At 70.2% G+C, this 25,260-nt stretch carries 21 protein-coding genes; 7 read left to right on the top strand and 14 right to left on the bottom strand.

Features of this window, described 5'->3' with window-relative positions:
* Positions 1-28 precede the first annotated feature (28 nt).
* A complete protein-coding gene (locus PKF00_RS37150) occupies positions 29-397 on the bottom strand; it encodes a hypothetical protein (RefSeq protein WP_271222419.1) in 369 nt (122 codons plus the stop codon).
* A 974-nt stretch (positions 398-1,371) separates the two neighbouring features.
* On the opposite strand from PKF00_RS37150, the gene PKF00_RS37145 reads away from it, so the two are divergent.
* On the top strand, positions 1,372-3,471 hold the full coding sequence (locus PKF00_RS37145) for an ATP-binding protein (RefSeq protein ID WP_271222418.1): 2,100 nt from the start codon (positions 1,372-1,374) through the stop codon (positions 3,469-3,471).
* Here PKF00_RS37145 and PKF00_RS37140 read toward each other — a convergent pair.
* The 3 genes from PKF00_RS37140 to PKF00_RS37130 all read right to left on the bottom strand — a co-directional run bounded on the left by PKF00_RS37140 (position 3,389) and on the right by PKF00_RS37130 (position 5,524).
* Positions 3,389-3,832, bottom strand: coding sequence for a hypothetical protein (locus PKF00_RS37140; RefSeq protein ID WP_271222417.1), 444 nt, complete (start codon positions 3,830-3,832; stop codon positions 3,389-3,391). The two genes, PKF00_RS37145 and PKF00_RS37140, sit on opposite strands and share 83 nt — an antisense overlap.
* Positions 3,829-5,061, bottom strand: coding sequence for a hypothetical protein (locus tag PKF00_RS37135; RefSeq protein ID WP_271222416.1), 1,233 nt, complete (start codon positions 5,059-5,061; stop codon positions 3,829-3,831). The genes PKF00_RS37140 and PKF00_RS37135 overlap by 4 nt, the downstream gene beginning before the upstream one ends.
* Positions 5,062-5,230: 169 nt before the next feature.
* A complete protein-coding gene (locus tag PKF00_RS37130) occupies positions 5,231-5,524 on the bottom strand; it encodes a hypothetical protein (protein WP_271222415.1) in 294 nt (97 codons plus the stop codon).
* Positions 5,525-5,812: 288 nt separating this feature from the next.
* Between PKF00_RS37130 and PKF00_RS37125 the strand changes: the two genes are divergently transcribed.
* Positions 5,813-8,926: an AfsR/SARP family transcriptional regulator gene (locus tag PKF00_RS37125; protein ID WP_271222414.1), complete on the top strand. Its 3,114-nt coding sequence runs from the start codon at positions 5,813-5,815 to the stop codon at positions 8,924-8,926.
* A 34-nt stretch (positions 8,927-8,960) separates the two neighbouring features.
* Here PKF00_RS37125 and PKF00_RS37120 read toward each other — a convergent pair whose 3' ends face one another.
* On the bottom strand, positions 8,961-9,296 hold the full coding sequence (locus PKF00_RS37120) for an ArsR/SmtB family transcription factor (protein ID WP_271222457.1): 336 nt from the start codon (positions 9,294-9,296) through the stop codon (positions 8,961-8,963).
* A gap of 360 nt (positions 9,297-9,656) precedes the next feature.
* Here PKF00_RS37120 and PKF00_RS37115 point away from each other — a divergent pair, with 360 nt between their 5' ends.
* The gene (locus tag PKF00_RS37115) at positions 9,657-9,824 is read left to right on the top strand and encodes a DUF3073 domain-containing protein (RefSeq protein ID WP_271222413.1); all 168 of its coding nucleotides are present in this window, start codon (positions 9,657-9,659) and stop codon (positions 9,822-9,824) included.
* A gap of 131 nt (positions 9,825-9,955) precedes the next feature.
* On the opposite strand, the gene PKF00_RS37110 is transcribed toward PKF00_RS37115, so the two are convergent.
* From PKF00_RS37110 to PKF00_RS37095, 4 genes are read right to left on the bottom strand one after another with little or no spacing between them, the layout of a single operon-like run.
* Positions 9,956-11,287 (bottom strand): proton-conducting transporter transmembrane domain-containing protein, encoded by a 1,332-nt coding sequence (locus PKF00_RS37110; protein ID WP_271222412.1) that lies wholly within the window; start codon positions 11,285-11,287, stop codon positions 9,956-9,958.
* Positions 11,284-12,753, bottom strand: coding sequence for a proton-conducting transporter transmembrane domain-containing protein (locus PKF00_RS37105; protein ID WP_271222411.1), 1,470 nt, complete (start codon positions 12,751-12,753; stop codon positions 11,284-11,286). The genes PKF00_RS37110 and PKF00_RS37105 overlap by 4 nt, the downstream gene beginning before the upstream one ends.
* Positions 12,750-15,875 (bottom strand): YbcC family protein, encoded by a 3,126-nt coding sequence (locus PKF00_RS37100; protein WP_271222410.1) that lies wholly within the window; start codon positions 15,873-15,875, stop codon positions 12,750-12,752. The genes PKF00_RS37105 and PKF00_RS37100 overlap by 4 nt, the downstream gene beginning before the upstream one ends.
* Complete coding sequence (locus PKF00_RS37095) at positions 15,872-17,503, bottom strand: SulP family inorganic anion transporter (protein WP_271222409.1); 1,632 nt, start codon at positions 17,501-17,503, stop codon at positions 15,872-15,874. The genes PKF00_RS37100 and PKF00_RS37095 overlap by 4 nt, the downstream gene beginning before the upstream one ends.
* Before the next feature lie 272 nt (positions 17,504-17,775).
* Here PKF00_RS37095 and PKF00_RS37090 point away from each other — a divergent pair, with 272 nt between their 5' ends.
* Positions 17,776-17,961, top strand: a complete 186-nt coding sequence (locus PKF00_RS37090; protein ID WP_271222408.1) for a hypothetical protein — start codon at positions 17,776-17,778, stop codon at positions 17,959-17,961.
* Between the two features lie 673 nt (positions 17,962-18,634).
* On the opposite strand, the gene PKF00_RS37085 is transcribed toward PKF00_RS37090, so the two are convergent.
* The gene (locus PKF00_RS37085; protein ID WP_271222407.1) at positions 18,635-19,045 is read right to left on the bottom strand and encodes an NUDIX domain-containing protein; all 411 of its coding nucleotides are present in this window, start codon (positions 19,043-19,045) and stop codon (positions 18,635-18,637) included.
* Between the two features lie 631 nt (positions 19,046-19,676).
* Between PKF00_RS37085 and PKF00_RS37080 the strand changes: the two genes are divergently transcribed.
* Together PKF00_RS37080 and PKF00_RS37075 are read left to right on the top strand one after the other, a co-directional pair.
* The gene (locus tag PKF00_RS37080; protein ID WP_271222406.1) at positions 19,677-20,066 is read left to right on the top strand and encodes a hypothetical protein; all 390 of its coding nucleotides are present in this window, start codon (positions 19,677-19,679) and stop codon (positions 20,064-20,066) included.
* Complete coding sequence (locus PKF00_RS37075) at positions 20,051-20,926, top strand: HTTM domain-containing protein (protein ID WP_271222405.1); 876 nt, start codon at positions 20,051-20,053, stop codon at positions 20,924-20,926. Before PKF00_RS37080 ends, PKF00_RS37075 begins: the two co-directional genes overlap by 16 nt.
* Here PKF00_RS37075 and PKF00_RS37070 read toward each other — a convergent pair.
* From PKF00_RS37070 to PKF00_RS37055, 4 genes are all read right to left on the bottom strand, one after another.
* Positions 20,923-22,368 (bottom strand): endonuclease Q family protein, encoded by a 1,446-nt coding sequence (locus PKF00_RS37070; RefSeq protein WP_271222404.1) that lies wholly within the window; start codon positions 22,366-22,368, stop codon positions 20,923-20,925. The genes PKF00_RS37075 and PKF00_RS37070 overlap by 4 nt on opposite strands.
* A 188-nt stretch (positions 22,369-22,556) precedes the next feature.
* On the bottom strand, positions 22,557-23,330 hold the full coding sequence (locus tag PKF00_RS37065) for a peptidoglycan recognition protein family protein (RefSeq protein ID WP_271222403.1): 774 nt from the start codon (positions 23,328-23,330) through the stop codon (positions 22,557-22,559).
* A gap of 65 nt (positions 23,331-23,395) precedes the next feature.
* A complete protein-coding gene (locus tag PKF00_RS37060; RefSeq protein ID WP_271222402.1) occupies positions 23,396-23,713 on the bottom strand; it encodes a hypothetical protein in 318 nt (105 codons plus the stop codon).
* On the bottom strand, positions 23,713-24,111 hold the full coding sequence (locus PKF00_RS37055; protein WP_271222401.1) for a hypothetical protein: 399 nt from the start codon (positions 24,109-24,111) through the stop codon (positions 23,713-23,715). The genes PKF00_RS37060 and PKF00_RS37055 overlap by 1 nt, the downstream gene beginning before the upstream one ends.
* A 670-nt stretch (positions 24,112-24,781) precedes the next feature.
* Between PKF00_RS37055 and PKF00_RS37050 the strand changes: the two genes are divergently transcribed.
* The gene (locus PKF00_RS37050; RefSeq protein ID WP_271222400.1) at positions 24,782-25,054 is read left to right on the top strand and encodes a hypothetical protein; all 273 of its coding nucleotides are present in this window, start codon (positions 24,782-24,784) and stop codon (positions 25,052-25,054) included.
* Positions 25,055-25,260 lie beyond the last annotated feature (206 nt).

Genomic DNA, 25,260 nt, shown 5'->3' with positions numbered 1-25,260 from the left:
GCGAGTGCGGGGTTCTCCTCCTCGCGGGTCAGCGAGGGCCCAGGTTGATCGAGCCGAACACGTCACCCGCCTGGATCACGGTCCCGTGTATCCGGGCCTCGCCGCCTATGGTGTTGGAGACGTCGTGGCTCTGCCGGACGATCCCTCCCGCCTGGGACGCCCACGACTCCAGCGACTCCTTGAATCCGGGGTCCGCGGCGGCACGGTCCACGAGGATCCCGGCGATCGCCTCAGAGGTGTCCTCGGTGGCCTCCTCAAGGGCGGCCACCTCGCCGGATCCGTCTCCGAACCGTTGCCTGGCGAGGGTGACCAGCGAGGTCCAGGCATTCTTACCCGCCTCGCCCGCGACGCCGCCGACCAGGGCGGAGATGATCGCGGTGAGCGTCGTCGGATCCATGTCTGCTCTCCTGTGTTCTGCTTGTCCTTCGGAAAAGTCCTGTTGCCCGATGAATTTCCTTGTTTACCGGCATTGATCGGTGTTGATTATGAACCCGGCCTCCGCGGATGAGAAGGGAGGGGGAGAGGAGGAGTGTTTCATGTCGCGCCGTGAGCCGTTCGGCATTCCCGGTGACGCGTCCCCGGGGCCGGGGGATCGTTTTCACGCCTCGTCGCCGAACATCGGCGTCCGCTCTCTCCGTTCCGGCGTCCACGGCCGTTTTCGGCGGCCGTCCGATTTAACGGAAGTCCGCGGCGCTGATTCGAGTCGCGAATCGGCGTCCTCGCGCGTGAGCGTAACGATCACCCCGGGCGGTGCGACGGGCACTCCGTCCGGCTCGTGAGCCGTGCGGACGGTGGGCGTTCGGCCTGGTCGCGGCAGTCGTCGTCGGAGAACCGGGGGGAAACGACAGGTGAACTCCATGCGCGGCGAAAGCGGGCCGCAGTGGATATGGGGCCGCATGCCAATCGGTTCTCCGTGGTGAGAAACCGCAGGACCCTCCTTGGGGCGGAGTGGCGGAAACGGTCGACGGCCGTTCCGTTCTGATTTCGTCCCGCCGGTTATCGCGCTCCTCGCGCCGTGGGCGCGCCGTTTCCTGACAGGAATCACATGGGCCACAGAGGCACCATGCGGCCGCGTCACCCGCCGGGAGCGTGCGGCGACTCCGTGCGGGGACGAAGGGCGGGTCGCTAAACGCGTTCACCGCACGAGGATATGGATCCCGAATCCGGTGGGTATACCGGTCTGCGCTACGGTGTCTGAGGGGGTTGTCGTTCGTCCCCCAATATGACCGGGGATGCTTTCCTTTGGATTAATAATGTGAATATTTCTCGGGAGCCGTATCTGTGAGCGAACGCAACGACAGACGGGAAAACCCAGATCCTCGCGAGGCACCGGTAACCAATGAGGTCGGCGGGACCGTATGGGGTCCCGCCGTGCAGGCGCAGTCCATCCACGGAGACGTTCGGATCGATGTCGGGACGCGTCCGCGTGCCCCCGCCCCGGCCCAGCTGGCTCCCGCTCCGGCTCTTTTCATCGACAGGGAGGACGAGCTCGCGCAGTTGCGCCGGCTGCTCGACGAGGGGGAGGAGACCCCTCACTCACCCACGCTGGTGGTCATCACCGGGCTCGGCGGCGTCGGCAAGAGCTCCCTCGCCCTGCAGTGGCTCCACCAGGTCCGCGACATGTTCGGAGACGGCCAGCTCTACGCCGACCTGCGAGGCTTCGCCTCCGATCCTCCGGTGCCCGCCGGTGAGATCCTCGAAAGGTTCCTCAGGGCCCTGGGAACCGCCCCCGAGCACGTCCCGGCCGAGTTCGACGAACAGGTGACGATGTTCCGCTCCGTCACCGCCGGCCGACGGCTCATCGTCATGCTCGACAACGCGCTCTCCGCCGCCCAGGTTCGCGCGATCCTTCCCGCTTCGGGAAGGAGCCTGGTCCTGGTCACCACCCGCCGCAGGCTCTCCGGACTGGTCGTCGAGGGCGCCCGCTTCATCGACCTGGATCCGCTCAGCCCCGCCGCGGCCGAGGCGCTGCTGGCACGGGTCCTCGGCCTCGACAGGACCAGCGCGGAACCCGAGGCGGCACGTGACCTGGTGTCCCTGTGCGGCAGGCTCCCGATCGCGGTCTGCGCGTCGGCCGCGCACCTGGCTCTGCGCCCGAAATGGTCGATCAGGCGTCTCGTCCGCGAACTCGCCGACGCCAGGCGCAGGCTCTCGGTGCTCAGCGCGGACGAGGACATCTCGATTCAGGCCGTGTTCGACGTCTCCTACGGAATGCTCTCAGAGGACGAGGCGCGGCTGTACCGTGCGCTCGGACTGCACCCCGGCACGGACTTCGGCTCCCACGTCGCCGCCGCGGCCGGCGGCATCCGGGTGGGCGAGGCGTTCCGTCTCCTGGACCGGCTGGCGGGGGCCAACCTGGTGGAGGAAGAGGAGGGAGCGCAGGAAGAGGAGGACCGTTTCAGGTTCCACGACCTCCTGCGCCTGCACGCGTACGCCAAGGCGGTGGAGACCGACCCTCCTGAGGAACGGCAGGCGATCTTCGTTCGCATCGCCGAGTGGTATCTCAGCGCCGCTGTCGCCGCCGATCTCGTCGTGATCCCGGGGCGCTGGCATCTCGGCTCCCGCTACGAGGCCGCCCACGCCGCCGACCCGGCCTTCGAAGGCCCGGCCAAGGCGCTGGACTGGCTGGAAGCCGAGCTGCCCAATCTGCGTGCCGTACTGCTCCAGGCCCATGAGCAGGGGCTGCACGACATCACCTGGCAGATGTGCGAAGCGCTCTGGGGCCTTTTCGTCAACCGCAAGCACTACGGCGACTGGGTGCGGACCCACGAGGTGGCACTCGAGTCCGCCAGGGCCTCGGACAACCGGCTCGCCGAACCGCGCATGCTGCTCGCGCTGGCCTCGGCCCACCTCAACCTGCATCGTTTCGACACCGCGGTCGCCCTCTGCGCGCAGGTCGTCGACCTGGAGCGGGCGGCGGGCCACGCCATCGGCGAGGCGTCGGCGCTGAGCAGCCTCGGTGTGGCCCACCTCGGGCTGGGACAGCCGGAACGAGCGATCGTCTGCTTCGAGCAGGCACGTCTGATCCACCGGGATCTCGGCCGCGAGCGCGGCGTGGCCCTGATGGCACGCCGGATCGGCGAGGCGTACCGCGACGCGGGCCGCTACGACGAGGCCGTCCTGAGCCTGACGGAGGCAGAGGAGCTGTTCGGCCTGCTCGGCGACCGCTACAACCGAACACGTGTCCTGACCGGCCTGGGACAGACCCATCTGCTCGCGGGCCGGTCAGAAGCCGCAAGGGGGCTCCTGACCGACGCGCTCGCCCTCACGGAGCAGATCGGAGCACTGTACGAGCAGGCCAACGTCCGCTCCCATCTGGCCGAGGCCCTCGTGGCCGCCGGGGAGGCGCGGCAGGCACGGGAGCATCTCGGCCGGGCGCTGGAAATCCTCACCCGGCTCGACGCGCCACGAGCAGAACCGGTCCGGCGCAGGCTGGAATCCCTGGCTCAGGATCCCCCCCGACCTCCATGATCGACACGCCGGGAAGATCTTCGAGTCGTCCGCCCGCGACGGCCCAGGCGTGCGCGGCCGACGCCGCCCGCCACGGCTCGGCCTCGTCGAAGGTGAGGATCTGCCCGTCCCGGGAGCCGACCACGACCGCGCCGTCGGCGCGACGGCACGCCGCGACCAGGCATCCCGGATGGCGGACGAGGGTCCTCGCGACCGTGCTCTCCCCGTCCCCGCACGGTGGGACGTCCGGGCAGAGGATCACATCGGCGACGGGCAGCCAGCGTGCCTCGTCGGAGGTCGCGCTCAGGTGTTCGTCCAGTGCGATCGGCGGAGTCCGGCCGTGCCGGTCAGGCCCGCCGCTCCAGACCCGCACGATGTTCATCGATCGGCCGCTGTGAGCGGGCGCGGCAGCGGCACCGCCTCCGCGCGCGCCTCGACGGTGGGTTCCGGCAGCCGTAACAGGCGGTACATCGCCTGACGGATCAGGCGGGCGGCGTCCCCCGGGACGGAGGTGAGCCGGTCCCGCAGCGCGTCGGCGTCGGCGGGCGACCAGTGCCGCTCGACGGAGTCGAGCTGCGCGGCCAACGGCGCGCGCACGTCGAGCCGAGGCGCGACCTCGCCCAGGAGCGCGAACTGCGAACCCGGCACGACATCCTCCGCGGAGTGGGGGATGAGCGTGACGGGCAGCCCCAGAGCGGCCCCGTAACAGGCCAGGCTGCCGCGATCCCCGATCATCAGATCCGCCCCGACCAGAGCCCCCCGCCATCCCTCCTCGGGCGGCAGGAGCACGACGTCCGTCTCTCCGTGTCGCCGGAACCAGGCCCTGACCTGTTTCCTGCCGTGCCAGACCCAGATGTTCGGGTGCAGGACCACGACGATCCGGTACTCCTCCGCCGGCAGTTCCGCCGCGAGCCTGGACAGCAGATCGGGGTGGTCCCACAGGAGCGACCCCGCTCCGTAGTGGGAGGAGACCACGACCACTCGCTGCCCGGGGCCCGCTCCCAGGGCGTTCCGGTAGGCCGTACGTCGTGATCGGCTCGCGAGGAGCCTGTCGAAGCAGAGATCCCCGGCCACGATCGCCGCGGGGGCGGCGTCCGGGCACTCGGCCGCCAGCAGCCGGTGGTGGTCGTCGTGGGAGACCATGATCGCGGTCGGGATGACACGGCCGTGCGTGACCAGGCCCTGGAGGCCGAACCCCGTCACCGCGCGGTTCGCGGAGAGCCCGTCCCCCTCGCGGCGGCCGACGTAGGAGTACGGTCCCGCGCCGTGGAAGAACGTCATGACCGGGGCGCGGAGCCGCTCCAGCAGTCCGTGGCCGGCGGCGAAGGCCAGGTCGAAGCGGACTTCCGTCGCCTGGGACCAGGGCATCACCAGGGCTCCGGTGTCCCGCAGGAAGTCGTGGGCGCCGTCCGCGAAGACCGAGGAGGGGGGAACCGTGTAGACCAGTTGCACCCGCCGGTCAGGTTCCACGAGGGGGACGATGTCCATCAGCCGGGTGGCGGCCGCGAGATGGTGCACGACCACCACGGCCGTTCGCTCGACCCTGTTGGTGTCCCCTCTGGGCGCGTCCAGGGAAAAGGGGCCTTTGATCGGTTGTTCGACGCATGCCATGACGCTCTCCCTCGCTTGTCGGCGGCCGTTCTCCGAAGGCCGCGGAGCACGAGCGTGCGATGGCGGGGAGGATGCTTTCCTTGCGAAAACCATGACGTTTCGCTTGCGGGCGTCGCTGGGTCGTGGCCAGGGGCCGACCACGACCCTGGAGGGGTCGGTGCGGGGTGGATCAGATCATGAAGGTTTCAGGCTTCTCGGGGCCGGGCTTGGAGGCCGCCGTATTGTCCCGTGGGGGAGTAATCATGAACGTATAGGATTTGTCCGGTCCTCGCCGACCGAGGTGGATCATGAAGGTTCTGCTTTTGCCCGGGGCCGCGCTGACCGCCACGAGGTTGCGCTGTTCCGTGCGGTCGCCCGTTTTTCCGGCCTGCGCCGTCTCGGCGAACGCCGCCGTGGTCGTCGTGCCGAGGAGCCCCACACCGAGGGCGGTCGCCGCGACAACCGTTGACAGGATTTTGGTCATTTGTCCGTTTCCTGGCTATGTATAGATAGTCATCCAATGCGTGGTTATGGCGCATTGGGTGAGGCAACTATACTCGTTAGGCGGGTTTCTTGCGCCCCATTTCCGTTATTTCCTGCTATCCGGAATTTAGTCCTGGTTGCGTGTCGCGAACATGGACATAAGAGATAGTCGGCGAAATTCATATCTATCGTGACGCATGGTTCTTGGGTGGTAGATCTAGGTTCATTGGCGTGAGAAGATTCCGCTCAGGTGCTGATCCGGATTGCTAGATAAGCGACCGGAGGGAGCGTGTTCGAATTCAGGATGCTCGCTCTTGGGGCGAGCCTCGTGCTGCACGCCGAGGGCCGGGAGCACGTGCTCGGCCCTCCGAAGGAACAGCTCATACTGGCGATTCTCCTGCTCTCCCCTGGGCGCACGGTCACGGTCGACGCCATCGTGGACCACGTGTGGGCCGAGCGGCCGCCTCCCAAGGCCCGTGACGCCCTCGCCAGCTATGTCTCGCGCCTGCGTCGCCGGTTGCGTGACGCGCTGGGAGACAAGGTGCGAATCGTGGCTCGCGGTTCCACCTACCTGCTCGCGGTCGAGGCCGAGGCGGTGGACCTGCACCGGTTTCGCAACCTGCGGCGTCAGGCGAAGGCCATCCTGGAGAGCGGCGATCCCGAGCACGCCGTCCGGCTGTTCCGTGCGGCGGAGGAGCTGTGGCCGGGGGACGCGCTGGCCGGGCTCCCGGGGGCATGGGCCCGGCGGATGGCCAGGACGCTCGGCGAGGAACGCAGGGACGTGCAACGGGAACGCGTCGAGCTCGAGCTGCGAATGGGACGCCATGCGGAGGTCCTAGACGAGCTGCACCACCTCCTGGCGCTCCATCCGACCGACGAGACGATCGCCGCCCACCTCATGACCGCCCTCTACCGGAGCGACCGGCGCGTCGACGCGCTCGGCGTCTACCGGCGGATCCGCCGGGATCTCGTGACGGAGACGGCGACGGAGCCCGGTCAGAGACTGCGGGATCTTCATCGGAGGATCCTCGGCGGTGACTCCGACCTGGCGGTCACCCCCGTCTACCGGCGCGGTGGGGTCAAGCCGCAGCCCAACACGCTCCCGCGCGACGTTCCCCACTTCACCGGACGCGAGCCTGAGATCGACGCCGTCAACGCGATGCGTCGTGGCCACAGCGGCAATCTGGTGGTGGCCATCCAGGGAATGCCGGGCGTGGGGAAGTCGGCACTGGGGACGCACATCGCCCATGCCCTCGCGGCGCACTACCCCGACGCGCACCTGTACCTGGATCTCAGGGCGCACGATCCCGTGCGTCCTCCTCTGGACGCGGCGGCGGCGCTCTTCGCCCTGCTTCGCATGCTTGACGTCCCCGCCTCCCGCATTCCCCGGTCGCTGGGGGAGCGCGCGTCCGTGTGGCACGCCGAGCTCGCCTACCGGCGCACGATCGTGGTTCTCGACGACGCCGCGGGGCCCGAGCAGGTGCGGCCGCTGATCAGCGCCTCGTCGCCCGGTCTCACACTGGTCACCAGCCGCGCCCGGTTCGACGGGGTGGCCGACGTCCGATCCGTCTCCCTCGGCGTGCTGCCGGCCTCGGACGCCGTCAAGCTCGTCAGACGGCTCGCGGGGGAGGACACGGAGCCTGGCAAGGTCGACGAGGTCGTGCGCCTCTGCGGAGGACTGCCGCTCGCGATCACGCTGCGGGCCGGTCGCATCACGACGGGCCCGTCGGAGAGCGCGAGCCTGCTCCCCGGCTCCTCGGGAACGGCGCACGGCCTCGACGGCGACAACCGGGAGATCGACTCCGCCTTCGAGCTCTCCTACCGGGACCTCACCACGCGACAGCGGCTCGTCTTCCGGCGTCTTGGCCTGCATCCGTGCCGGGAGGCCACGGTGGTCGTGGCCGCGGTCCTGGGCGACGTCACCGTCGCCCAGGCCCAGGAGGTCGTCGACGTGCTCCTGCGGCACCATCTGCTGCAGGAGGTGAGGCCCGCGCGGTACCGCTTCCACGACCTCATCCGTGCCTACGCGCGTGAGCGCGCCTGGCGGGACGACTCGGAGAGCGAGAACCGGCGCGCGGTCACGCGACTCCTCGACCACTACCGGCGTGCCGTGGAGACCGCCGTCCAGACGCTCGAACCGGGCGGGGAGGCGGGCGAGGCCGACAGGGGAGACGAGGGCGAGTCGTCCGCCTCCCCGGGGAGACGGTGGCTGGAGGAGGAGTGGAGCGACGTGCTCCAGCTCGCCGAGTACGCCGCCGCCCACGAGTGGAAGGGCCACTGCGCCCGGCTGATGCGGCTGATGGCGGGCTATCTCGACACCGAGGGGCACTGGGAGGACGCCGCGGCGGGCCACGGGCTGGCACTGCGCGCCTGCCGTGAGCTCGGCGACGTCGGAGGAGTCGCCCAGGCCTCGCTCGACCTCGGCTTCGCCCGTTTCAGAACCGGCTGGCACGAGGAGGCGTTGCGCCACACCCGTGAGGCGCTGGTCGTCTACCGGTCGATCGGCGACCGGCACGCGGAGGCGAGGACCCTGGACCAGATCGGGTTCATCAGCTGGGCGTCCGCTCGCTACCGAGAGGCGCTGGCTCACCACGAGGAGGCCGGAGCGATCTTCCGGGCCATGCGCGACACCAGAGGAGAGGCGGACGCCCTGGGGCACAGCGGAATCGTCTACTGGCACCTCGGCCGCTACCAGGGGTCCCTGGACCTCTTCGGCCGGGCGCTCGCGGCCTACCGGAGGGTCGGCGACCGGCGGGGGGAGGCCAAGACCCTGAACAACATGGGCGACGTCCAGCGGCACCGGGGGTACCACCGGGACGCGGTCGAGCTGTACCAGGAGTCACTGAAGATCTTCAAAGAGATCGCAGGACGTCAGAACCACGCCATCCTCCACAAGAACCTCGGTGACGTCCACCAGTACAAAGGCGAGTTCGCATCCGCGCTCGAGTGCTATCGGACGGCCATGACCACCTTCCAGGAGACCGGCGACCGCAGGAGCAAGGCGGACATCCTCAACAGCATCGGGAGCACGTACCTCCGCATGGGCGCTCCCGGCGAGTCCATGGTCCACTTCCAGCGGGCCGAGGAACTGGCCGACGAGATCGCCGACCTGTACGAGAAGGTGCGGGCCCTGGTGGGGATCGCCGACGTGCACAGCGCGGCCGGCGCGTACACCCCGGCCCTGGACGTCTGCCGTGAGGCGCTCGCCATCGCGCGGACCATCGGCGACCTGTACCACGAGGCCCAGGTGCACAAGCGGATGGCGGACGTGTTCTTCTACCTTCGCGACTCCGACTCCGCCCGGATCTTCTGGCGTCAGGCCCTCTACCTGTTCGACTACCTCGACCTGCTGGAGGCCGAGGAGGTGCGCATAAGGCTGCAGGCGCTGGGCGGCGTCCTGTAGGGACCCCGCGTGGGGGCCCGCGTGGGGGCCCGCGTCACCCGTGGGTCTCCGCGCGCAGTTCGGCGACCAGTTCGCCCTGACCGGCCAGCAGGTCCGCCAGGATCCGGCGCGCGGCGACCATCAGGTCGGCCACGTCCGGGGTGGACAGCGCGTACACGACGGTCGCCCCGTCGCGGGTGGCGTTCACGATGCCGGCGCGGCGCAGCACCGCCAGCTGCTGTGACAGGTTGGAGGCCTCGATGTCGAGCTCGACCAGCAGGTCCCTGACCGGCAGGGGGCCTCGCCTCAGCAGTTCCAGCACCCGGATGCGGACCGGATGTCCGAGCGTGCGGAAGAATTCCGCTTTGGCCTGGTAGAGCGGAACCGTCATGGTCATGCGGTCCCGTCGGCTCCGTTTGCGCGTGCCCGCGGCGCCGCCGCGAACCCGCTCAGGCCGCCCGCTTTCCGCGGATCGTCAACCCCCTGCACCCAATCCAGGAACACAAGACATTTATAATCCGGCAAATTGCATAATTGTTCAAATCGTCAGGTTTCTAGGTAGGATGAGCCGGTGTTCTGTTCCCCAACGCCGCCCGGCAAGCCCCGATCCCGGTCGAATCGAGGATGAGGCAGGGCGCCGCTGGGTACGGGTACCGGCGAGCACAGCCTGACCTGCCGCGCCAGGCTGGAATCGTCGGCAACGCGACGGTGACAAGAGGTCGAGCACGACCTGCGTGAGGGAGTACAGCCAATGGGGCGGGGTCGAGCCAAGGCGAAGCAGACGAAGGTGGCGCGCGAGCTGAAGTACAGCAGCCACGGGATTGACCTCGATCGGCTGCGCGAGGAGCTCAGCGCTGGCGCTGGCTCCACGGCGGACGACAGGGCCGAGGAGAGCGTGGAGGAACTTCCCAACCGGTAGTCCTTCGCGTCCGGAGTTCGGGCGTCGCCGCCTCTCGACGGCGACGCGCGTCCCGGTCCGGCGAGCGGTGTGAGGCGGAGTCTCTCCTCTCACCGGGACGGGCGACCCGCCCTCTCACGAGGGCGGGTGACTCACGGGACCACGGGAAAGACGCCGCCGATCAGCAGCGCGCCGATCGCGATCGTCAGCGCGTACGTCTCGAGCGGGACGAGATCGCGTTCGCCGGAGTGCGTCCTGCTGCCCGCGAACAGGGCGAAGAAGCAGCGCATCACCGTCATCCCGTTGACGCCGACGGCCCCGATCAGCGCGAGCCAGACCAGCGGGGACTCGGCGACCGAGCCGTGGATCAGCAGGTGGCCGCCCGTGAACCCGAGGGACAGCGGGAAGCCGGCGGTCGCGAGCCCGCACAGCAGGAACGCCACGGCCAGGCGCGGGGTCCTGGCGAAGTTCCCGCCGGGCGTGACCAGCGACAGCGCGCCGCGCCGCGCCTCGAGCGCGGCCATGGCCATGGCGAATCCCGAGACGCCGAGGGCGGAGACCTGCCAGGTGAGCACGGCTCCGGAGACCGCGGCCGGTGAACCGCTGCCGAGCCCGCAGGCGACCAGCCCGGTCTGGCTCATCATCAGGAAGGCCAGCGCGCGCCTGGCGTCGCGCTGCGCCACCCCGAACACCGAGGCCACGAGGGCGGTCAGGCCGCAGACCAGGGCCACCTGGTGCGCGAGCGAGGCGGGCGGCGGAGCGGTCAGCAGATCCAGCTGGGCGAGCACGCCGACGGGAGCGGTGCCGAACGCGACCACGACTCCCAGCGGAGCCTGCTCGACGAACCTGGGGTACCAGCTGTGCAGGGGGATGACCGCGAACCTGATCATGATCCCGAGCACGACGAGAACCGTGCCCGTCGCCCGCCAGCCGGTGGCCGTCAGCGCCGTGCCCACGCCGAAGAGCAGGACGCCCGGCACCTGGTACACGGCGAACAGGCGGTCGAGGCCGTCGCCCCTGCCGCCGTGATCTCCGAGGCCGCCGTCACGTCCGCGCAACCCGGCCCAGACGAGCCAGACGGACAGCGCCCACAGCACGACGGAGACCGCCTCGTGCCGGACGGCGACGAAACCGGAGGAGACCGCCAGCAGCTGCAGGATCCGCGCCGTGGTCGCCGGCGGATGGGAGGCGAGCGGGCTCATCGCGACGACCAGCAGGCCCGCCGCGCAGGTCACGAGGCCGACGAGTCTGACGGCGCCGTCCGGCGCGGCGACGACGGTCAGGCCGGCGACCTGCCTTCCCTCGACGAACGAGGCGAACCGGTTGACCGTCGGCAGCGCGGCCGACAGCGCCGTCGCGGCGGTGGCGGCCGTCGCGCAGTACACCGCCGTACGGCGCGCGCCCCGCGGATCGGCCATGCGGGCGACGACGACGGAGGACACCAGGAACAGGGCTGCCACCAGCAGCGGAACCAGTGCGATCATGTCTCCTGCTCTCCTCGTGCCGTGGCGGGCGCTCCGCTGTCCCTGGCCGCCGCGACCATCCCGTCCCGGAGGCCGTCCCGGAGACCGTCCCGCGTCCCGGTGCGGCTCGCGGGAACCGCGCCGGCGCTGAGCAGTCCCGCCCACCGGTCGTCCAGCGAGTCCGCCCGCCTGACCAGGCGGGTCAGCCCGCCGACCACGTGGTCACGCAGCCAGGCGTCGAAGTAGCCTCGCTCCAGCGCGTACCGGTACAGCCATGTCTGCGCGCCCCTGGGGACGACGCGGTCCAGATGCCTTCCGGTGGGCGGCAGCGGCCTGCCCGTCGCCTGTTCCAGGTGGTGGTGGTCGTGGATCAGGCTCGGCGAGCGCAGGATCTGCGCGCTGCGCGACGCGGCGTGCGCGATCAGGTGTGCCAGCGCGAGATAGCGCAGGCCGAGCCCGACCTCGACCAGGATGATGCCGACCTGGGTCATCGAGGCGTAGGCCAGGGCGCTCTTGATGTCCGTCTGGGCGCGTCCGACCAGGGTGGCGTGGACGGCGGTCAGCGCGCCGACCACGACGATCGCGATCCGCGCTCCCGGCGCCCCCGTCCAGACGGACTCCGTGCGCAGCAGGAGGTACGGCCCCAGGCTGACGGAGATCGCGCCGTAGAAGACGGCGCTCGACGGCGTCGGCCCCTCCATGGCTCGGGGCAGCCAGCCCCCGAGGGGGACCTGCGCGGACTTGCCCATCGCCGCCCACAACAGGAGAAGCCCGATCAGGAGGGCGTCCCGGGCGGCGGCGGGGGCCTGGAAGGCCGCCCATCCGGTGTCGCCCGGGACGGCGCCCTCGGCGAGAGCCTCGGCGCCGACCACCGTGGACGAGCCGGTGGCGTGGTGCAGCCACACGACGCCGGCCAGCAGTCCCACGTCGCACACCCGGTAGGTCAGGAAGGCGCGCAGGCCGTGCTCGACGGGCTTGCGCCGCTCGTGGAAGAACGCGATCAGCAACGCCGAGGCCAGCCCCGCGAGCTCCCAGCCCACGAACGTGAGCTCGAGCGCGCCCGAGAGGGCGACGAGCTCGACACCGGCGCCGAACAGGGCCAGGAGCATGTAGAAGCGCAGGTAGCCCGGCTCCTTGTGCAGGTAGCGCTGTGAGAAGACGCCGATGAGACCGCCGAGGAGCGCCATGAGGACGGCGAAGGGGAGCGAGAGGCGGTCGCCGACGAGCAGCAGGTGGAACTCCGACTCCCCGGTGCCGAACCAGGTGCCGACGGAGACCGTCAGCACCCGCTCGCCGCCGCTCACCATGAGGCAGACGAGCACGATCGCGGACGCCGTCGCGAGCGCGAAGGCCAGCGCGACGGCCGTCGAGACGGTCCACTCGGCCCGTCGGCCTCCCCGCCACGCGAACACCGCCAGCAGCAGGAACGCGAGGAGGGGGAATCCGACGATCGACAGAAGGAGGAACCGCTCGACCGCGGTGCTCACAGCGCCTCCCGGGCGTGCGCCGCGGAGGGGGAAGACGTCGGGGAAGGCGTCGTCCCCGTGAGGTTCGCCCCCTCGGCGGGGGCGGCGCCGAACGCGGCCGTCGCGTGGGCGAACCCCAGATGCCCCCGGTTGCCCGCGTAGAACTGCGCCGAGCGGTTAACGGTCGGGAACTCGGTGCTCTCCGGGGTGTACGGCACGAAGCCGCCCCGCCGGAAGAGGTGCATCGCGTCGGAGTCCGGGCTCCACGCCACGAGCTGGATCCAGCCGTTGGCCACGAGGCGGAGCAGGCCCGCGTGCGCCTCCAGGATCGCCGTCAGGCGCTCCGGCTCCGCCTCGACGACCAGCAGCAGCCGTACCGGTTCGTGGATCTCGACCATCTGCCAGGGCAGGCCTGTGCGCAGGTCGGAGGCGTGTCCGTCCATCACGCCGAACAGCCCGACGATGTTGTGCGGCAGCTTCGTCCCGCACCCGTAGCCCGCCGGGTCCACGTAGCTGAAGTAGTACTCCAGGTTGATGCCCGCGCAGACCGGCCCGGCCGCGAGCAGCAGATTCGTCAGCAGGTCGCCCGAGGCGTCGCCGTCCGGGTCGTAGGAGACGAGGAAGGCGCGCCGGTCGAGGAAGAGCCCCCGGGTCCGCGAGCGCCGCCCGACGACGCACGCCGCGTTCGTGGCGTGCCCGTACTCCGGCCTCGGCTGCCCGAGGTCGACGGTGTGGCTCTCGACGTGGGCGAGCGCGGCGTCGAGCGGAAGGTCGAGGGGCGCGGACTCGAACCTGCGGCACCGCTCGTGGGCCGCCAGGACGCACGCCGCCGCCATGGCCTCCTTCGCCTCGCGGACCTGGAGACGGCGCCGCTCGGGCACCAGGTCCTCGTCGTAGTAGGTCATCGAGTCGTCGCAGGTGTTGTGGTAGGCGCCCACGAACCACGTGCTGTCCGGGATGTCCGTTCCCCGGTCGCGCAGGCCTTCGCGCACCCCGGCGTGGTTGGCCATGGCGGCGAACGCGCGCGCGTTCGGGCCGCCGCGCCCGCCGCCGGTCGCGCCGCAGTCGTGCGCGGACTCGTGCGGGTTGTTGAGGCTGGACGAGCCGTGCCCGACGATCAGCACGACGGGCGCGTGCGCCCGGTCGAGCCCGATCGTCCGCAGGGCCGCCGAGACCACGTCGACCATCTCCGGCACGGAGTATCCCCGCAGCAGGCCGTCGCCGTCCTCCTGCGCGGGAGCGTCCCGGACGGGTGACTCGGCGGGGGACGTGTCGGGGGAAACGGCGGGGGAAACGGCGCGTTCGAGGGCCAGCCGGGTGACGGGCGCGGCTCCCGCGCCGTGGTCGAGGCGCTGGGACCAGCGGTGGAACAGCCGGGGGAAGAGACAGCGGCCGACCAGGGAGACGACGTGGGCGAACCCGAGGCCGAGCGTGATCACGCTCCCGCGCGCGAGGGTCCTGCTGCCCACGGTGAGTCGCCTGCCCCACACGCCTCGCCTGCGGGGCGGCACCGCGTGCCGTCCCGCCCCCGTCGCGCCCGCGGGCTCCTCGACGACGAGGTGCCTGGGGGTGACGACGACCGGGCACAGCGGGCGGGCGCGCACCTCCTGCAGGCCCCGGTAGGTCATGGCGACCCCGAAGAAACCGGCGTAGCCGTAGGTCTCCACCTCGGGGAAGTGCTCCTCCAGGTGCCTGCGCAGGGACTCCTCGCGCTCGTCGATGCAGAACACGGCCTGCAGTCGGGCGGGAGGCGTCCTGGCGGCCCCGGCCGCCACCTCCTGGTGCGCGGAGAGCGCGTCGAGCACCCCGACCCGGTGCCGCCGCTCGTACGCCAGGTGCAGCAGGCGACGCCGTTCGGTCGCGTCACAGGAGGCGACCGCCTCGATCCAGGCCCTCGCGTGCTCCTGTTCGGCGAACACCGCCGTGTCGACCGGCATCACCTGAGCCAGGACGAACGCCTCGTAGACCAGCTCCAGGCAGGGACGCGCGGCCGCGGCCGTCCGCCCGCCGGAACCGGTGAGCCTGTCGAGGTCGGCGACCGCGGCGTGCCTGCCGAGATGCTCGACCACGGCGTGCCGCGCCGCGTACGCGTCGAGGGTGAGCTGCACGGCCAGGTAGTCGATCAGCCGTGCGGCGTGCGCCTGGACCGGCGCGCGGTCGGGACGGTGCTCGAACTGGCGCATCATGCCCGCCCAGCCGCGCAGCGACAGCAGGGTCGCCTGGATCGCCGCGCCCCAGTCGGCCTCGGGGACGGCGAGCTCCTTCAGGGCCCACACGACGGTTCGCTCCGCCGTCCAGGCCTCGGACTCCTGCCGTCTCAGCTCCGGGCCCATGCCGCGCAGGAACCGGTCGGGCGGGCCGCCCGCCTGGCCGTACAGCCAGCGGAAGGCGCCGAGGAGGCCCAGCCCGCGTTCCGGCATCGGCCAGTAGGCGATCCCCTGGTCGAGGAAGGCGGCCGACAGCCGGATCAGCAGCGGATGGACGAGCTCGTCGGTGTCCTGGCCGGTCAGGGCGAGGATCTGGTCGCGTCTGCGCGTCACGGGGGCGTCGTCGCCGTGAGCGTGCGGGGCCGCCTTCTCAAGCCGGTTCCACAGGTCGTCCAGCAGCCGGGCCTGCAGCGCCCGTGGATCGGGCTCGGCCGTCGCGGGTCCGCTCCAGTCACGCCTGGCCTGTGCCAGCAGCTCGGCGTGCCGCCGAGGGTCGAGGCGGTCGGCGAACCGGGTCCGCTGGTCCGTCTCCAGGAGCAGCCAGCTCAGGGCGGGGCCCCGGGGGACCTCGAACAGGTGCTGGAGCCGGATGGCCAGGAACCGGTCGCGAACGGGACCGCCGGGCACGATCGGAGCCTGGTCGCCGGCCTCCGCCCCGACGACCTCCTCGATGTCCACGGGACGGATCCGCCCCGAGGCGAGGAAGCCCCGGAAGGCGGCCTCGCTCTGGTACGGCTCGGTGCCGAACACACGCGCCGCGCTGACGACGGCCTCGTCGAAGGGGAGGTGCTCGAACGCGTGCAGGGTGTTGTGATGGACGAAAGTCTGCAGCGGAGCCTGGTCGGGCAGCAGTCTCGCCGCCCGCTCGACCAGGTCGGGGACGCTCGTCGACGGGTCGTCGACCGGCGGGCGGGTGGCGACCTCCAGGTGACTCATGCCCGCCTCCTGCGCCGGGTCGCCTGCGGGTGCGCGGAGACGGGGGTGAGCTGGTCGAGCCCGCGCAGGGTGAGGGTGCCGTGCCACTCCTGGGCCATCGTCTTCAGCCCGGCCAGGAAGGTGTGGTCGACCAGGACGGCGTCCTCGACGTCGACGACGACCTCGGTGACGTCCTTGCCGCCGCCGCCCGCGCTGTCGACCGTACGGCGCAGCGGCAGCAGGGCGGTGAAGATGGCGGCGCCGGGGACGCGGACGTGCAGCGTGCTCCCGGTGCGGGTGGCCTCGGCGCGGGGGCGCACGAAGGCGGCCACGGGGACGCCGCGGAGCAGGTGCAGGACGATCTTGAGGGCGAGGCCGGCCGCGACGCCCATGAGCAGGTCGGTGGCGAGGGTGACCAGCAGGGTGGTCAGGAACAGGGCGAGCTGGTCGAGGCCGGCCTCTCCCGCGTGGACGAACTCGCGGGGCGAGGCGAGCCGGGTGCCGGTGTAGACGAGCATGGCGGCCAGGACGGCGAGCGGAATGGCCTGGAGCAGACCGGGCAGGAGGGCGACGAACAGCAGGAGGAACACGCCGTGGAAGAAGTTGGACCACCGGGAGGTGGCGCCCGCGTCGATGTTGGCCTTGCTGCGGACGATCTCGGAGATCATCGGCAGGCCGCCGAGCATGGCCGAGACGAGGTTGCCGCCGCCGAGGGCGAGCAGGTCGCGGTTGAGGTCGGAGGACCGCTTCCTGGGGTCCATGGAGTCGACCGCGAGCACGGTCAGGGTGGACTCGATGGTGCCGATCAGCGCGAACATCACCACGTACTTCAGCGACGTCCCTGTGAGGATCATGGAGAAGTCGGGGAAGGCGACGGCGTCGAGCAGGGTGCCGGGGAGCCGGACGAGGAACTCGGGGCCCAGGTGGTAGGTCCCGGTCATGAACCGGTAGTCGTGCGGGGTGCCCAGGTGGAACCAGAGGGCGACGGGCACGGTCACGGCGAGCACCACCAGCGGCGCGGGCACGGCGCGCGCCCACCGGGCCCGGATCAGGGGCATGCCGAACATGATCAGCAGCCCCAGCGCGCCCAGCAGCAGGATGCGGGGGTTGGCGGTGACGAGGCTGTGCGGGATCTCGGCGATCAGGCCGAGGGTCTCCTTGCTCTCGGGTTTGACGCCCAGCGCGACGTGCGCCTGCTTGGAGATGATGATGATCCCGATCGCGGCGAGCATGCCGTGCACCACGGAGGGGGACATGGCCACGCCGACCGTGGCCACGCGGCACAGCGCGAAGACGATCTGGATGATCGCGGCGACGACTCCGACGGCCAGCGCCCGCCGGTAGCCGGCCGCGAGGTCGCCCCCGCCGAGTTCCTGGACCGCGCCGAGCGCGATCACGATCAGGCCCGCAGCCGGTCCCTTGATGGTCAGCGCCGCGCTGCCGAGCAGGCTGACCAGGACGCCGCCGATGATCGCCGTCAGGACTCCGGCGACCGGCGGGAACCCGCTGGCCAGCGCGATCCCCAGGCACAGGGGGAGCGCTATGAGAAAAACCAGGAAGCCGGACTTCACGTCGGCCTTCTGGAAGGCGCGTCTGGGCGCGCCGGCTAAGTCGTCATGGGTCTTCAGGTCTTGCCGTTCTGGCGTCACGGGGGTCCTCACATGAGCGTGGGCGGTCCACTCCTGCCGTGTTCGGCAGGAGGCGGTGCGTACGGGAAGTGCCTGCTCGCAGGCTTTCCTTACGCACCGGGGGACCGCGCGCCGCGCCCGCCCTCGGGCTGGTTCCCGAGGGGGCGCCCCGATGGGCCGCGACGGCGACGCTCCGCACGGGGACGCGGGACTCGTTCGCCACGGTGTCCGAGAAGTCGTCCTTGACCTCTCTGGAGTCGTTCTGGAACGTCGACTGCCCGTTGTGAAGCGCCGTGGCGACCAGGTGGCTCGTGATCGCGGCGGCCGTGGCGTGGCCGTCGGAGGAGAGCTCCGGCGACCGGTCGCTCTCGTGGAAGGCCGCGCACGCCGTGGACATGCTCCGGGCCACCGACGGGACGATCGCCTCGATCCACGGCGTCATCGCCATCACGACCGCCAGCGCCGCTCCCACCGCGTGAAGCAGCCCCGTGTGCCCGCGTTTCGAGAGGGCCCGGGTGATTCGGGCCCGCGGGGGGTCGGGGGGTAGCGGCGTCACTCTGGCTCCGGGCCACGATATAGGGCGAGATGAAGCCTCATGATTGATCCAGAAAAGGATTAAAAAGGTCAAGACCTACGAAGCGTGATTGTTTACTCTCGGTCCGTGTCTTCGTCGTCCGTGTCGCCGGGCTCTAGCTGCGGCGATCCGGCTTCTCGCTGGCTTTGATCCAGTCAATGCCACTATGACTTTCCGTAAACGATGCAGGTCGTGAACGACGAAGCGTTATCGAAGCGTTACCAAAAGGGGCGCGAAATGCTGCTTTCTCGACCTGGGTATGAGCATTCGTCGGGATGCTCTCCCTATAACGCAAATACCTAACATCGTCTTCTCTATAACGTGAAGCCCTAATTTTTCATGCCTATACCACGGTTACCCAACATGAAGGGGTCGTCGAGTCCTCCAAAGAGGTAGGAAGGCGAGCCGGGGTGGCCCAGGGGTGCGCCCGGCGCGGCCGAAGGCCGGTGGAGGGCCCTCGCCGGGGCGGCCCGCGCCGGTCGCCGCAGCGAAGAGCGCCGGCGGGCCACCGCCCTGACGGTCCCGCCGACCAGCGCCCTCAGACGCGGCTCGTGGCCGGGGTCGGAGGTCCGTACGGCTCAGGCGGGCAGGGACACCGCCGCGGCGATCAGGTCGGCGTATCCGTTCTCGAGGTCCTCGGGAAGCTCCGCGGCGGGAAAGAAGCGGACGTCGCTGTGCTCGTCGCTGACCCTCGGGGCGGCAGGGCCCTCCACCGTGGCGCGCAACGCCACGATGAGCACCTTCCCCGACCTCCCGATGGTCATGATCTCCGCGCCGACGACCGGGCCGACCACCACGTCGAGACCGCTCTCCTCGTGGACCTCGCGCCGCACCACGTCGGCCAGGCTGGAGTCCTCCTTCGACGGCCACCCGCCCGGGAGCTCCCACTTGTCCCGGGGGTTCCGGCAGAGCAGCACCTCGCCCTCCACCAGCACCACGGCCTTGACGGAGGCGTGCATGAAGTACCAACCGGTCTCGGCGTCGATCACGTGAGAGTCCTCCGTCATGTTCGGGTCGGCCACGCGACAGGCCGACGTCGCCGGCCGGAGAACGCGCACCCGATCTCCGGCGGCCCCGTCATCCCGCCTCGAACACACTAGAGCCGGTCGTCCCCGTCGGGGAGGGGGGCGACCGGCTCGTCCGTCCGTTCCCCCGATCCGGTCGTCGCCGCCGAGACGGGAATCGAATCGAACACACGGGACACACGGGCGAAATATTCGTGCGTCGCCGTTCACGCATGGCCGAGAGAAAGCGCGAAGCCCGGCACCGTGCCTTTTTCGCCGTTTCCGAAACCAGCGGGACGGCCATCGTGACAGATTCGGGCAATTTGCATGCAGAGATACTTCGCCGTACGGCACAATACTGCCGATCCCGGCAGCCGGAATCTCTCCACGGCGGCTCAGGAAGGCGGTGACCGGGATGGGATTCCCCGTGTTCAGCTCGTGTTTCTCCCCTCACCGATCGTAGTTCAAGGATTTCGAACAACGGTCTGCGTCGAAGTGGCACCCGGTGTCCCGTAAGGCTTCCCAGCCGAGGTCACAGTGCCGAGAAGGAATTGTTGGGCGGGCCTCAATGGAATTGTCGGCAGGTGCGAGAGCGTGGCGTGTCATCGTTTCCGGAATGGTCCTCGCGGTGCTTCTGTACGGCACGGTCGCGGGCGGTGACGACCTCTTCCCGTTCGGGCCGATGGTGCAGTACGCCTTCAGCGTCCCGCCTGACGGGGAGATCAGATCGCTCCACCTGCAGTCGGAGACCGCGTCGGGCGGCCGTACGGAGATCCCGATCGAGCCCTACTACGTCGGGGTCCGCCGCGCCGAGTTGGAGACCCAGCTCACCCGCTACGAAAGGGACCCCTCGTTGCTGCAGGGACTCGCCGACACCTACTCCCGGCTGCGGCCTCAGGACCCCCGGCCGATCAGGCTGCGCCTGGTCACCAGGGTCATCACGCTGAAGGACCGCCGCCCGGTGTCCACCCGCGACGACGAGAGGGTGTCATGGTCGGTGCGCTGAACCGCTGGTGGTTCGAACCCGTGCCGGTGCGGCGGATCACCGTGCTGCGCACGATCGTCTACCTTTTCCTGCCCGTCGACATGCTGCTGTTCACCGGCAGCGTCTGGGGCCACGTGCACACGACGTCCGGCTACCAGCCGGTCCTGGTCGCCCGCCTGCTGCACCTTCCGGGAGCGAGCCCGGCCCTGGTGTACCCGCTGTTCGCGGTGGTGGTCGTCGCGAGCCTGGCGGCGGTCCTGCGGCGGGCGCCGCGCGCGGCGGGATACGTCGCGGCGCTGGGCTACGGCTACTGGGCCCTGCTCGCCATGTCCTACGGCAAGGTCGACCACGATCACCTGGCGCTCATCGTCGCGCTCTTCGTCCTGCCCACCGTGGGAGCCCGGAGCCGGGAGGCGGCGGGCTGGGCCGTACGGTGCGTCCAGATCGCGGTCGTGGCCGCCTACTTCCTGTCCGCCTACGCCAAGATCCGGCACGGCGGCTGGGAATGGCCCAACGGCGCGACCTTCCAGTGGGCGATCAGCAGGCGCGGCACCTTCTTCGGTGAGTTCCTGGCGGGCGTCCCGAACGCCCTGCTCGTCAGCCAGTGGGTGATACTGCTGGCCGAGACGGCCTCCCCGGCGCTGCTGTTCCTCCGGGGCCGCCCGCTCTATGCGGGAGTGCTGTTCTTCCTGGGCTTCCACGCGATGACCTGGGCGGTGATCACGATTCACTTCCTCCCGCACGTCATATGCCTGGCCGCGTTCCTGCCCCTCGAACGGATCCCGTCACGCCGGCGGAGCCGCAGGAGGGGCGCGCGTGCCGACGTCGCGGAGCCTCCGGCGGGAGAGGTCGGCGGCAGGCCGATGGAGGTCGCGGGTTAGAGCTTCCCGGTCCTGGCCGTGTCGACTCCTTCCGTGTCGACTCCTTCCGTGTCGATTCCTTTCGCGTCGGCTTCGTTCGCGTGGGCTTCGTCTGCGTCGGCTCTGTCCGTGTCGGCTTCGTCCGCGTCCGGCGAGCCGGCGCCCGGAGCGGGGTCCTCGAAGAGGGACGGCGTGTTGGCCGCGCTCGCCCGCTCCAGCTCACCGGGTTCGAAGAGGCGGACCACCCCGTATTCGCCGTCGTATCCGGGATCGGTGATCACCTCGCCTCGGCGCAGCCTGCCGACGGCCTCCCCGAGCGAGGGCAGACGGGCCTCCAGGTCGCTGACCGGCACGTCCTGGAGGATCCTCAGCTCGGAGCCCAGGGCCGCGACGAGCCTGTCCATCTCCCCGGCGACCTTCTTGCTGGTCGGTCCCACGTCCAGGATCTCGCCGACGACCTCGGGAAGCGGGACGAGGCTCTGGAAGGGGGCGTCTTCGCCGGACTGTACGCCGTCGGGCCGGTCGGCCAGGTCCTCGACCCGGCTCAGCACGCCCACCGTGAGCCGTTTGCCGCACACCGGGCAGATCCCGCCGAGCTTGCGTGTCTCCTCCGGCTCCAGCCGGACGCCGCATTTGCGGTGCCCGTCCAGGTGGTACCTGCCCTCCTCGGGGAAGAACTCGACCGTCCCCTCGTATCCCGTGCCGGTCCGCAGCGCGCGCAGGACCGCGAAGTAGTCCAGATCGGTGTCGAACATCGTGGTCTCGCGCCCGATCCTGGGCGGAGAGTGGGCGTCGGAGTAGCTCACCATGCGGTAGCGGTCCAGCTCCGAGACCCGCCGGTTCATCGCCGGGTCGCTGGACAGCCCGGTCTCCAGCGCGAAGATGTGGTCGGAGAGGTCGCCGTAGCACTCCTCGACCGTGTCGAACCCCGACTTGGAGCCGAACACGCCGAACCACGGCGTCCAGACGTGGGCGGGCACCAGATGGGCGCCCTCACCGCTGTCCAGGGTGATCTCCAGCAGGTCGCGTGAGTCGAGGCCGACGACAGGTCTGCCGTCGGAGCCCAGGTCGCCTGCCTGCCCGAGCCTGAGGTTGAACGCCTCGGCCGCCTCGAACCCGGGCATGTACACCAGATGATGGATCTTCCGGGTGCGCCCGCCTCGCCGGTAGACCGTGGAGATCTCCGCCGACAGCATGAACCGCACCCGCGCGGAGGCCACACTTGACGGCAGCGTACGGACGATCTTCCGGTCCAGGTCCTCGCGCAACCGGAACAGGCCGGCCTCCGCGGGCACGAGGTTCTCACGCAGCTGCTTGAACCACGCCGGATGCGTGAAGTCGCCCGTGCCCATCAGCGTGACGCCCTTGCGCCGCGCCCACCAGGTCAGATGCTCCAGATCGCTGTCCCTGCTGCAGGCCCTGGAGTACTTCGAATGCATGTGCAGGTCCGCGTGGAAGCGCATCTCTGACACTTTTCCACATGAGGGCGTCCGTAACATTCCACCGGTGACGGATGGGGCCATCCGCCCATGAGCCCGGGGAAGGCATGCGGTCGTCGTGCCAGGGAGCTGTGCGCCCGGGGAGCTGTCGACCTCCGGCCTGGTGGTCGGAAGCCACCAGGCCGGAGGTCAGGGGGGTCATGGGCGGTTGGTCACAGGCCCAGTAGTTTGGGCCAGGTGGCCTTGCCGACCATGCCGTCGTTGTCGAGTCCCTTGTCGGCCTGGAAGCGCCTCAGCTCGGCGACGACCGCCGGGCCGTAGACATTGGGATCGATCGTCGCCTGGTTCAGGGCCCTGCCGTACCCACGCGCCTGGAGGAGGTAGAAGCAGCTCTTGGCGTGGAGGCCGGTGTCGCCGGGAGTGAGCAGGGGCAGCTGGTTCACGGTCGTCTCCGTCCAGTTCGTCGAGGATGCCCCGGAAGCGCCGGGACGGGGCGCTCCGGCCTTCACCCAGGCGTACAGCGCGTCACCCGGGCAGTCCGTGCCGTAGCCGTCACGGTGGCCCTTGATCTCGCTTCCGGCGCCGCCGTGCTCGCGCAGGTAGCCGATCGCGTCGAGGATGCCCAGCAGCAGGTTGTTCGGCGGGCGGGTCAGACCCGAGCTTCCCACCAGGCCCAGGACGGCGTAGTGGTCGGAGTTGAGCCCGGCGCCGTTCGCGGCGGGCAGGTGTCCGGCGCCGCGGCCCTGGAAGACCGTGCGGTGCGGGCAGACCACCATCGAGTAGCCGATGTCGATCCAGCCGTTGTTGTCCATGTGGTGGTTCTGGATCGACTTGACGACGGCCACGCACCTGGCGTGGTCGTCGACGATGGCGGGGTCGACGTGGTCGCCGGTGTAGTGGATCTTGACGCCCCGGGTGCGGGTGAGTGTGGTGTAGGCGCCTCGGGGAGCGCGCGCTCCCCAGTCTCGACGGTTGATCACGGTCATGGGCATCTCCTCAGCTCGTGCCTGAGAGGGACGGGAACGCGGCGGCCGGGCCTGGGCACACGGACTCAGGCATGCTCGTCCTCCTCGGTGATGTCCGGGACCAGGCCGACCTGGGTGATCTGCCGCGTCAGCCGGGCGGCCTGTCGCTGGAGCGTGCGGATCTGCTCGGACTGCCTGGCGATCTCGGCCTGCATGCGGGCCTGGGTGTCGACGTCGAACGCGCTCGCCCGCTGGTAGGCGCCCTGCTCGACCTGACGAAGCGCCGCCCGCTCGCTCGCGGCCTCCTTGTCCTGCTCGGCCTTCCTGGCCTGTCGCGCGGTGTAGACGGTCGACACCAGGCCCGCGATCGCCCCCGCGGCGCCGACGATGACCCCCGGGTCCATCAACGCCCCCGCTCCGAAGGCTCGGGCCAGCGTGACAGGCGCAGGATGAGCCCCGCCACGGCGACCTGCACGACGCACGCCCAGTACGCCTGCGGGATCGCTCCCTGGATGCCGCCGACCAGATAGACCACGGCCCAGGCGACCAGCACGCCGGCGGTGAGCGCGAAAGCCGTCCAGTCCGTCACGGTGAACGCCTGGACGGCGCACAGGATCGCGCAGACGGCCCAGGGAACCGCCAGGGCTCCGAGGGGTGCGACGGTGGCCAGGTAGACGTATGTGGAGGTGCTGAGAATCGCCGGGTCGGCCCAGGCCAGCCGGACCGCCTGGGTGCCGCTCCACAACGCCAGGAACAGCAGCACCGAACCGCGGAAGCCGACCAGCTGGTCGAATCGCTGCACACACCTGCGTATCACTTCAGGACATCCCGGGGTGTCGCCGCTCCAGAGGAGGGCGAAGACGGTCTGAGGCGTCGCCCGTGGCGCCGATCGCGGTGGCGCGCGCGGTCGTGCGTGGACGGGGTGTGGTGATCCCGGGGTGCCCGGTGAGCTCGGAGCGTGGCGATCCCATGGGCGCGGTGTCGATCCACGCTGGAACGGCGGCTCTCATCAGCACCGTTCCGGCGGCCTTGCGGGTGTGCTGATCGGCATCGTCGTTCCTTCCGTAGTGGATCACCTACGTCGCCTGCACAGAGAGTAATCGAAGAGATACGGAAAGTTCAGAGGTTTGATCGATCCTTCGGTTCCCGGTAAGGGGCCAGTGACTGTTCGGTCATATCGCCAGAGGGGCGGGGCTTCCTGGCGGGGGTGTCGCGGGGCGCCGGGTGCGCCCTGGGGCCGCCCGGACCCCTGACCGGGCGCCGGGGGATCGGTCGGGCCGTTTCTCTCCGGTCGAACGGCCGAATCACGCCGTCAGGCGGAGGGTTCCCGTTGTCAATGGCAATGGTTGCCCATGCCGTACGGCTCGAAACGACAGAGGCATTTCCCTAGTGTTTCCCGCGAAAGGTCGAGCGTTTCCCCGGAAACGGTCTCGAAGGGCTCCCTGAGAAAGGTCACCACTTTGAACGTCGCAATGACCGTGAAGCGTCGTGCCGCCCTCGCCGTCGCCGCCGTCGCCGCCGCGACCGCCATGATCGGAGCGACCCCGGCGCACGCGGACAGCCTCTGCAACGTCAACCAGAACACCTGGGTCCGCAACGCCCCCAACGGCGCGGTGCTGTACACGATCCCGGCGGGAGGCGGCTTCCGCCTGCTGTGGACGGAGGCCAGCGGCTGGTCGTACGGCCACGGCAACAGCAGGCCCAACGGCTACATCCCCGCCGGCCACCTGTACGGCTGTCACTGACGCCCGTCGTCCGGCGACCTGAACGGCGAGACCCCCTCCGTGCCGGACGGAGGTCTCGCCGTCCTCGCCCGCGGGTGGGAGGACTTCGCGGAGAACGGCGTTCCCGCCGTTCGTCCAGAACACAACATACTCACGGAAAAGCCACTGAGATCCTCCCGGCAGGGAGCATTAGCATGATCGGCGGTGCGCCAGAAAAGCGCTTTGAA

Source organism: Streptosporangium carneum, assembly GCF_027922005.1.
Lineage (GTDB): Bacteria > Actinomycetota > Actinomycetes > Streptosporangiales > Streptosporangiaceae > Streptosporangium > Streptosporangium carneum.
The sequence above is the reverse complement of the archived record's forward strand: the minus strand, read 5'-3'. Positions and strand labels throughout refer to the sequence as shown.